The 7,370-nt window shown below is 64.4% G+C and carries 6 protein-coding genes; 1 reads left to right on the plus strand and 5 read right to left on the minus strand.

Features of this window, described 5'->3' with window-relative positions; translation table 11 throughout:
* The first annotated feature begins 62 nt into the window (after window positions 1-62).
* Window positions 63-776: a transcriptional regulator NanR gene (locus AC0L2L_RS13495; protein WP_473579014.1), complete on the plus strand. Its 714-nt coding sequence runs from the start codon at window positions 63-65 to the stop codon at window positions 774-776.
* Between the two features lie 209 nt (window positions 777-985).
* On the opposite strand, the gene apnL is transcribed toward AC0L2L_RS13495, so the two are convergent.
* From apnL to AC0L2L_RS13520, 5 genes are read right to left on the minus strand one after another with little or no spacing between them, the layout of a single operon-like run.
* Window positions 986-2,890 (minus strand): D-apionate lactonase, encoded by a 1,905-nt coding sequence (gene apnL / locus AC0L2L_RS13500; RefSeq protein ID WP_473579015.1) that lies wholly within the window; start codon window positions 2,888-2,890, stop codon window positions 986-988.
* Window positions 2,887-3,921 carry a Gfo/Idh/MocA family protein gene (locus tag AC0L2L_RS13505; protein ID WP_473579017.1) on the minus strand — a complete coding sequence of 345 codons (1,035 nt, stop codon included), beginning with the start codon at window positions 3,919-3,921 and terminating at the stop codon, window positions 2,887-2,889. Before AC0L2L_RS13505 ends, apnL begins: the two co-directional genes overlap by 4 nt.
* Before the next feature lie 2 nt (window positions 3,922-3,923).
* Window positions 3,924-4,988, minus strand: a complete 1,065-nt coding sequence (locus AC0L2L_RS13510; RefSeq protein ID WP_473579019.1) for an ABC transporter permease — start codon at window positions 4,986-4,988, stop codon at window positions 3,924-3,926.
* Window positions 4,985-6,532, minus strand: a complete 1,548-nt coding sequence (locus AC0L2L_RS13515) for a sugar ABC transporter ATP-binding protein (RefSeq protein ID WP_473579021.1) — start codon at window positions 6,530-6,532, stop codon at window positions 4,985-4,987. The genes AC0L2L_RS13510 and AC0L2L_RS13515 overlap by 4 nt, the downstream gene beginning before the upstream one ends.
* Window positions 6,529-7,191: a DUF2291 family protein gene (locus AC0L2L_RS13520; RefSeq protein ID WP_473579212.1), complete on the minus strand. Its 663-nt coding sequence runs from the start codon at window positions 7,189-7,191 to the stop codon at window positions 6,529-6,531. The genes AC0L2L_RS13515 and AC0L2L_RS13520 overlap by 4 nt, the downstream gene beginning before the upstream one ends.
* Window positions 7,192-7,370 lie beyond the last annotated feature (179 nt).

The following is a 7,370-nucleotide window of genomic DNA, read 5'->3' on the forward strand; positions in this document are numbered from 1 at the left end:
CATTCCGGAAATTGCGGCCGCGGTGATAGGTTGGGACTGGGTCAAGGGAGTGATTCGCGACGATGAACCGTTCGGAACCGATCGTCCGGCGCAAGCTTTCCGACGAAGTCTTTGTCAGGCTGAAGCGCCTGATCACCAGCGGCGAATTGCAGCCGGGCGACGACATGCCGTCCGAGCGCGAGCTGATGGAGCGCTTCGAGGTCGGCAGGCCGGCAATCCGCGAGGCGATGCAGGCGTTGAGCAACATGGGTCTCGTCGCCATCTCGCATGGCGAGCGCGCCAAGGTGCTGCAGCTGACCGCCAAGTCGATCATCAAGCAGGTCGACGGTGCCGCCAAGATCATCCTGTCGTCGTCGAAGGACACACTCGAGCACCTGAAGAGCGCGCGCATCTTCTTCGAGCGCGGCATGGTCAAGGAAGCCGCTGAGAAGGCGACGCTCGAGGACGTGCAGCAGCTCAGGGCAACCGTCGCCGAGCAACGAGCGGCGCGTGGCGATGCCGAGGCGTTCATCTCCGCCGACATGCGCTTCCACACCCAGATCGCGGCGATTTCCGGCAATCCGATCTATGTCGCGGTCAGCGAGGCGATGCTTGGCTGGCTGAAGGAATATCACACCGAGATGCTGATCTGGACCGGCAAGGAAAAGTTCACCCTGACCGAGCACGAGGAGATCATCGGCTGCATCGAGAGGAAAGACGCCGAAGGCGCCGAGAAGGCGATGATCAAGCACCTCGAACGCTCGCGCGCCCTCTATGTGATGAACTCCGGAAAGTAGCTTCGTTCAGATCAGGATGACGTTTCGTTGAATCGTCATCCTGATCTAGCTTTTTGTTGGAGCATGATGTTCTCCGAAAACCCGTTCCCACTTTTCGGGATCATACTTTAGTGCGTTTCACCGTTTCACGGAAACGGCGAAACGCCCTATCTCTTTGTTTTTTACGCAATTCCGGGCGGAAAACCGCTCACACTTTTCCTGGAATTGCTCTAGCCGATCCTGGCTATGGCATAGGCGGGCATCGTCAGCCGCCCCGAAGCCGCGCCTGGGTCGAGCCGGCGCACACCCGCTCCGTCCCAGATCGTAACCGAACCTGCCGCACCCCGAACCAGCGCCGAAGCGTCGACGGGCACGTCCTCCGAAGTGGTGTTTGCCAGCCAGGCTGTGACGGCGCCGGCCGGCGGGCGGCCCGCCAGAGCGGCCACGCGATCGTCGCTGATGCGCACGGCGACATGCGCATGGCCGGCCAGCGCGGCGAGGCCTTGCACAGCGTGGAAGATCGGCCGCGGCGTTCCTTCCTCGGCGGGTTCGCCTGCGGCCGCCAGCACGCCGAACGGCCCCGTGAAGCCGGAAAGCGTCAGCATCTCCAGCTCGGCCGGTGCCACGCGCGCGGCATAGCCGATCGTCCAGGCAGCAGCGAACAAGCCGGCATGGCGCGGATCGTGGTTGGCCATGGCAATGCGCTGGCCGGCTGGATTGCCCTTGGTCGCACCGCCATAGGGGTTCTGCCGCATCGCGATGGTCGAGGGCCCGATGCGATAAGGCTTCGTCCCGTAGATCGCCCGTGTCGACTGGGTGATGAAGGGCAGCGCCTCCAGCGATTGCATGACGCTGAGATCGTCGGCAGCGTGCACGATCGGGCAGGTGCAGTGGGTGACGAAATCGAGCAAGCCGGCGGGAACGCGCTTGCGGTTGAGCTCGGTGAAATAGCTGAACATGCCGCCGCCGAGCCGAATGCCGGGGAAGGCGCGGCGTGCGGCGGCGTAGACATCTTCCAACGGCGGACAGGCCGGCCAGGCGCTGCCGGGCGGCGTCGACTGCCGGTCGACCGAAGGCGAGACCGCGATGGCGTCGAGCCGCAGGCCCGCCCGGCGCACCATCTCGGCAACGCCGGAGAGTTCGAGGTCGAGATCGCCGGCGCAGGCGAGAACGCATTCAAGCGTCGTCGCTGCCGGGAAAGCGGCAGCGAGCTTGGCATGAGCACGCAAGGCATCCAGGCCATGCCCGCGTGTCGGGTCGTAGTGAAGCAGAAGCTGTTGCGGGCCAAGCTCAGACAGTAGCGAAGGCCTGCCAAGCGCTGACTCGACATCTTCCGGATAAATGACCACACCAATATCGGGCAGCTTCGCCCCGGCCTCGCCGGGTTCGATGCGGACCGGCTCGGCTCTCGGTGCGGCGGCCGCGAACTTCCCGTCGCCCGCGATGCGCAGGATGATCGTCTGACGATTGGTTTGTCCGGCTGGCAGCACATAGGGCCAGGGCAGCGCGAGCGGCCGCACATAGGTCTTGTAAGAAGCATCGGACCAGTTGCGCTGGTCCTCCATTTCAAACGTGTCGCCTTCCATCCGGCATTCGGCGCTGACGCCTGGACGGACCTGATGAGTGATGGCGCGCATATTCTTGAAGGGCTGCCAGGGGTCGATCAGGAGGGGCAGTTTCGTGTCCATCACGCTGCCATCGGTATGCTCGACCTTGACCGCGCTGCCGGCGAGGCCGGCGATCGGATGCAGGATGCAGAAGCCGCAGCGATTGGTCTCGAAATCGCTTTCGGGGAGTGCGCTGACGTCGAAGACCAACTCGCCACTCGCCGAGCCCTTGATTGCGGCGCGGAAGACGAGCCGGCCTCCATCAGGTCCCGTGCAGCTCGCCGAATAGCCGACCGAGAAGGTATCGAGGCCCTGGTCGATGACAAGGCCGGTCAATTCGGGCTCGTAGGTACCCCAGTCGCGGTCGCGTACGATGTAAGCGATGGCGCGCAGCACCTCGATGCCGCCGTGCCGGATGGTGCGCAGATTGCCGTTGACGAAATCGGCGCTGAGCGGGCCGGCGGCGAGCCGAACCGGTTCGGCGTCGGCCGCGCGCGTGCCGTAAAGGAGGAAGGGATCCTTGGTCATTTGAGCAGGTCGTCGATCAGCACCGGCTGCCGGCTGGCCGCGCCAGCATAAGCTGCTTCGACCAGCGCGAAAGTCTTGAGATTGTCGGCGCCGGAAGTCGCCGGTTCCTTGGCCGTCGCCAGGCAGTCCACCCAATGCTCCTGGATCGCCACGACACTTTCCTGAATGTTGTGCCATGGCCGCGAGGCCCAGGAAAGCAGCGGCGGTGAGACGTCGCTCACCGTGGTGCCGCTCTTGCCGGTGACCGTGAGCTGGTAGCCCTGCGCCAGCCGGATGGTGCCGTCGCTGCCGTCGAGCTCGATCAGCGTCTCCGGGAACGGTTCGGTGGCAAGCTTCGTCGCATAGCTGCAATCGACCAACGAGGTAGCGCCGCCTTCGTGATCCATCAGCATAGTCGCCACGTCCTCGCCGGCGATGTCCGGATTGACGCGCGCCGTGCGCGCGGTGAGGCTCGACACGTCGCCCAGCAGGAAGCGGGCGATGTCGAGGATATGGATGCCGAGATCCTCGATGATGAAGCGTTTTCCGCTCGCCAGATAAGGCTGGCCGGAAAACACGTCATAGGCGGAGCGGAAGGAGATGCGCCCAAAGAACGGCTTGCCGATCTCGCCGCTGCCGAGCACGGCGCGCACCGCCTGGATCGGCGACTGCCAGCGAAAATTCTCGTGCACCATCAGCGGCACACCGGCGTCGGCGCAGGCCTTCACCATGGCCTTGGCGTCGGCAAGCGTCGGCGCGAAAGGCTTTTGGCAGATCGTTGGCACGCCGTTGGCGGCAGCCATCTCGACCAGCGGCCGATGGCTGCCGACAGTGGTGGCGATGTCGACGAAGTCGGGTTTCTCGGCCGCAAACATCGCCGCTGCGTCCGTGTAGCGCCGCGCGACGCCGAACTGGTCGCCGACGATCCTGATGCGCTCCGGATCGCGGTCGCAGATTGCGACGATCGAAGCACCATCGATATCGCGCCAGGCATGCATCTGGTTGACGGCAAAGAAGCCACAGCCGATCAGCGCTCCACGCAGTTGCGCCATGGTCAGCCCGCCTTCGCCATCTGCATCAGCGTCACGCGGCTCTGCAGCCGGCGCTGCGCCTGGTCGACGACGACCGCGACGATGATGACGAGGCCCTTGATCACCATCTGCCAGAACGAGCTCACCCCCATCATCACCAGCCCGTCGGAGAGAATGCCGATGACGAAGGCGCCGACGATGGTGCCGCCGATCGTGCCGCGCCCGCCCGACATCGAGGTACCGCCGAGCACCGCCGCGGCAATCGCGTTGAGTTCGAAGCTCTCGCCCGTCGCCGGGTGCGAGGCCATCAGCTCGGAGGAGATGATGAGACCGACGATCGCCGCGCAGAAACCGGAGAACATGTAGACGAACATCTTGACCATGTTGACGCGCACGCCCGAGATGCGCGCCGCACGCTCGTTGCCGCCGACCGCAAAGATGTGGCGGCCAAGCGGCGTGTAGCGGGCGAGATAGGCCGCCCCCAGTGCCACAACGACCAGGATCCAGATCGAGACCGGCAGGCCGAGCAGTCTGCCGGCGCCGAGATAGCCGAAGCCGGTGGTGCCGAGTTCCGGCTTACCGACGAGGTTGGGGAAGGTGCGGCCGTCCGATGACAGCAGCGCCAGGCCGCGCGCGACATAGAGCGTGCCGAGCGTGGCGATAAAAGGCGCGACGTTGAGCCTTGTGATCAGCAAGCCGTTGACGGCGCCGATCAAGATGCCGACCAGAAGCGTGATCAGCGCTATCTCGACGACGTTGAAATAGATCGTATAGCCGATCAGCAGGTCGATGCCGTTGAGCACGAGATAGCCGGCGACCATGCCGCACAGGCCCACGATCGAGCCGACCGACAGGTCGATGCCGCCGGTGATGATGACGAAGGTCATGCCCATGGCCAGAAAGGCGTTGAGCGCCACGTGCTTGGCCATTAGGATCAGATTGGCGGCCGAAAGGAAATTCGGCGCCGCGACCGAGAAGAATACCAGAACGGCAATCAGCGCGATGAAGGTCCGGAGCTTCATAAGCGTCAAAAGCACGGAGCCGCTGGGCGCGGATGGCGCGGCGACCTTGGCTGGAATGTCGGTCATCGGCGTTGCTCTCCATGCACGGGTCCATGGCCAAGCGCCGATGCGGCGACGATCGCCGCCTCCGTCGCCTCGGCGCGATCGAACATGCCCGTCAGTTTTCCGTTGCTCATCACCGCGATCCGGTCGGACAGCGCCATCACCTCGTCGAGGTCCGAGGTGGCGAAGAGGATGCCCAGCCCATCACGCGATAGCTTGCGCATGGTGCGGAAGACGTCGGCCTTGGCGCCGACATCGATGCCGCGGCTGGGCTCGTCCATCAAAAGCACCTTCGGTCCGGTGAGCAACGCCTTGCCGATCACCACCTTCTGCTGGTTGCCACCCGACAGCGAGGACACCTCCTGCGCCGGATCGGCGACCTTGATCGCCAGCTCGCGCACCATCTGCATGACGGCCTGCCGCTCGGCGCCGCCACGGATATGGAACAGGCTGACGAAACGCGACAGGCTGGCCAGCGTCAGGTTGCTGGCGACGGAGAGGATCGACACCAGTCCCTCGCGCTGCCGGTCTTCCGGGATCAGCGCCAGGCCGCGCTGGATGCGTCGCGTGGTGTCGCGCTCCTTGACCTGTTTTCCGTCGATGAAGATACTGCCGCTCGCCTGGCCGTGGCGGCCCATGATGCAGTCGAACAGCTCGCTGCGTCCGGCGCCCATCAATCCGTAGATGCCGAGGATCTCGCCGGCGCGCAAGGAAAGCGAGACGTGATCCACCGCAAGTCCGCCGGTGACACGCGGCAGGCAGATCTCCTCGGCGCGGAACACCTCTGCCCCCGGGACATGGCCGTCGGCCTTGGCGAAATCCTTGGCGTCGGAGCCGATCATCTGCCGCACGATCCACTGCGTGTCGACGTTGCGCATCTGCTCCTGGCCGGTGATGCGGCCGTCGCGCAGCACAGTGATGTAGTCGCCGATGCGGATCAGCTCTTCCAGCCGGTGCGAGATGTAGACGATGGCGACGCCACGCGCCTTGAGCTCGGCGATCACCTTGAACAGGATCTCGACCTCCGACGCGCTCAGCGCCGAGGTCGGCTCGTCCATGATCAGGATGCGCGCATCGAGCGACACCGCCTTGGCGATCTCGACCAGCTGCTGCTGGCCGATGCGCAGGTCCTCGACCAGCATGTCTGGCCTTATGCCGGCTTCGAGCTGTTCGAGGAATTCGGCGGCGCGCCGTTCCTGCCCCCTGTGGTCGATCTTGCGGAAGGCGTTGGTCAGCTCGCGCGTGGCGAAGATGTTCTCGGCGACCGAGAGATTGCCGAACAGGTTCAGCTCCTGGAACACCATGCCGATGCCGCGGCCGACGGCATCTCCGGACGACGAGAAGGAAATCTCGTTGCCGTCGAGCAGGATGCGGCCCGCGGTCGGCCGCTCGACTCCGGCGATGATCTTCATCAGTGTCGACTTGCCGGCGCCGTTTTCGCCGACCAGCACATTGACCGCGCCCTTGCGCACCTCGAAATTCGCATGCTTGACCGCAACGGTGCCGGCATAGACCTTGGAGATGTCTTCCAGCTTCAGGATGACGTCGTGACCGGGCGAGGAACTCATGGCTTTGGCCCTATCTCGGCCTCCGCCGGTGTCACCAGCGGCAGGTCCTGGCCGCCTTCGATCGTGTAGGCGCCGAGCACCTTCGCGGTACGGCCTTCCAGCCCGTCGCGCGGTAGCTTGGACAATACCGTCTTGTCGGCATGGGCATTGAAAGCCTTGCCGAACTGGGCGAAGTCGATCTGGTTGGTGAAGTCGTTGAACTGCACAAAATCCAGGCTGTCGCGAATGGCGGTTCCGCGCATGGCCGGCCCGATCTGCACCCGCGCATCCGCCTTGCCGTCGCCGTCGCCGTCGACATCGATGGTCGCCGCGCGCGACTGCGTGTTGGCGGCGACGATCTTGCCTTCGATGCGTATCGCGAAGGTCCATGGCGAATTCGCCTGCTTCTTCGGATTGCCGTATTTCGCGCCGGCAGCGGCTGGATCGGTTTTGGCGAGCGCATGGACCTCGGCAAACGGCCCGGCCTTCTGCCGCAGGTAGGGGATGACCTTCGGGGCCCAGATATCCTCGACCATCTTGTCGGGATTGAAGGCCGAGCTGTTGCCGCTATCGCCACTTTGCGAGGACGGCGTCGGCAGGATCTTGCAGGCGCTGAGGCTGAGGCCTCCAAGCGCGGCAAGGGTCAGCCCAAGATTCAGCCAGGTCAACTTGTTCGGGATGGCGGTCAATAAAGCACCCGGATGATGAAATGGAGGCGAGGGGGGGACGCGCCGTGGCCCCCCCCCGCGTGGGTCGCGCCCGCGCAGGTGTTTTGCGGGAAGGTTTAGACCGTGGGGGGATTTTAGGCAGGGTTAAGGACGCAAAACAAAAGATGGGTTTAATTATAGGGGGACATATT

The sequence above is a fragment of the Mesorhizobium sp. WSM4832 genome (assembly GCF_055811115.1).

What these genes read in the sequence shown, in the direction of transcription:
- AC0L2L_RS13495 (WP_473579014.1), top strand. Translation starts at nt 63, where the DNA reads ATGAACCGTTCGGAACCGATCGTCCGGCGCAAGCTTTCCGACGAAGTC.
- apnL (WP_473579015.1), bottom strand. Translation starts at nt 2,890, where the DNA reads ATGACCAAGGATCCCTTCCTCCTTTACGGCACGCGCGCGGCCGACGCC.
- AC0L2L_RS13515 (WP_473579021.1), bottom strand. Translation starts at nt 6,532, where the DNA reads ATGAGTTCCTCGCCCGGTCACGACGTCATCCTGAAGCTGGAAGACATC.
- AC0L2L_RS13505 (WP_473579017.1), bottom strand. Translation starts at nt 3,921, where the DNA reads ATGGCGCAACTGCGTGGAGCGCTGATCGGCTGTGGCTTCTTTGCCGTC.
- AC0L2L_RS13510 (WP_473579019.1), bottom strand. Translation starts at nt 4,988, where the DNA reads ATGACCGACATTCCAGCCAAGGTCGCCGCGCCATCCGCGCCCAGCGGC.